Origin of the sequence: Shewanella sp. SM71, assembly GCF_025653905.1 — a bacterium.
GTDB lineage: Bacteria > Pseudomonadota > Gammaproteobacteria > Enterobacterales > Shewanellaceae > Shewanella > Shewanella oncorhynchi.
The window spans coordinates 1-598 of sequence record NZ_JAKKRW010000060.1 but is presented as its reverse complement, the minus strand read 5'-3'; the positions used below and the strand labels follow the sequence as shown (position 1 = coordinate 598).

General features: G+C 42.8%; 1 pseudogene. It reads right to left on the bottom strand.

Going from position 1 to position 598, the window contains the following annotated elements:
- Window positions 1-598 (bottom strand): annotated as a pseudogene (locus tag L5L97_RS22850) (IS3-like element ISSba5 family transposase); the annotation flags it as partial.

Here is a 598-nt window from a genome sequence, read left to right as displayed (position 1 = left end):
ACCTTGATCGCTGTGATATATCACATTCTCAGGCTTACCCCTTAACTCAAATGCCATTTTCAAAGCTTTACAGGTCAGCTCACTATCTGGTGATAATGACAAAGCCCATCCAACAGGTTTGCGGGAAAATAAGTCTAAAACAACGGCTAGATAGGCCCAGCGATTACCGACCCAAACATACGTCACGTCGCCACACCACACTTGATCTGGTTGAGTTACTGCAAACTGTCGATTAAGCGTATTGGGGATTGCAACATGCTCTTGTGTCGCTTTCCGATAAGAATGCTTAGGCTGCTGACAGCTTAATAACCCAAGCTTTTTCATTAGATTACGGGCTCGATAACGACTGAGACCAATCCCTTTGTTAGTCACTAATTGAGCTATCGTTCGAGCACCGGCAGAGCCATGACTAATACGATGTGCGGCCTTCACTTCACTGCATAAAATAGTAAAGTCTGCATCAATATGTTCTTTTCTTTTTAGCCAATACTTATAGCTACTTCGATGCACTTTGAATGCATTACAAATTGTGAGAATAGAGTGGCTCTGCTTGAGTGCGCTGATTAGCATAAATTGTTCATCGAGTCTGACATCAAGA